This is a genomic window from Aquimarina agarivorans (assembly GCF_000218485.1).
Lineage (GTDB): Bacteria > Bacteroidota > Bacteroidia > Flavobacteriales > Flavobacteriaceae > Aquimarina > Aquimarina agarivorans.
This window is the reverse complement of record NZ_AFPB01000032.1, coordinates 1-1005: the sequence shown is the minus strand read 5'-3', so window position 1 is coordinate 1005 and position 1005 is coordinate 1. Positions and strand designations below refer to the sequence as shown.

1 pseudogene is annotated in these 1005 nt (G+C 30.0%); it reads left to right on the top strand.

Annotated features, from left to right (window positions below):
• Positions 1-979 (top strand): annotated as a pseudogene (locus GMC_RS23330) (IS3 family transposase); the annotation flags it as partial.
• Positions 980-1005 lie beyond the last annotated feature (26 nt).

Below are 1005 nucleotides of genomic sequence, written 5' to 3'. Positions count from 1 at the left end.
AACAAGAATTACGCTCACTACGAAAAGAATTAAAAGAAGTCCAGCTGGAACGAGATATATTAAAAAAGGCGGTAAGCATCTTTTCCAAGAGCGACAGATAAGGTATAATTTTATACTAAAACACAAGCAGTGTTTTTCTGTTGAAAAGATGTGTAAATACATGAGAGTGAGTAGGAATTCTTATTACCATTGGCTAAAGGCAAAAGATAATTTTAACGAAACATTACTCCATTTAAACAATAGGATTACCAGTATATTCTATGAAAATAAAGAGATTTATGGAAGTACTAGAATTCAAAAAATGTTAGCAAAAGAAGGCCTTAATTACAGTGTTTCTTATATTGGTCGATTAATGAATCTACTTGGCTTAAAGAGTATTTTGAAAAAGAAATTTGTGATCACTACCGATTCAGATCATGCTAATCCAATAGCAGAAAATATTCTGAATAGGGAATTTGATTGTCAAAAAATAGGGAAAAAATGGGTATCTGACATTACTTATATACCTGTAGCAAACCATTGGAATTACCTAACGACAATAATAGATTTAGCAGACAGAAAGCTAGTTGGATGGTCTTTAAGCAAAGATATGACTACAGAAAATACAGTTTACAAAGCTTGGTTAAATGCTAGGAATAATAGAGAAATTAAAGAAGGGTTTATTTTTCATTCGGATAGAGGTGTTCAATACACTTCAAATAAAATAGTTTCCTTACTAAATTCAAATCTTAAAATTACTCAAAGTATGAGTAGAAAGGGAAATTGTTGGGATAACGCTGTAGCTGAAAGCTTTTTTAAAACAATTAAATACGAATGCTTAAATAGGTATCATTTTTCAGATAGTGAGCAGCTTTACAGGTGTATTGATCAATATGTAAATTGGTACAACACTAAAAGAATACATTCTGCTTTAAATTATTTGACACCTTTAGAAATGGAATTGAAATTAACTCAAAATAAATATAGAAACGTGGCTTAGAATATTTGTGCCATATTTTGTTGGTA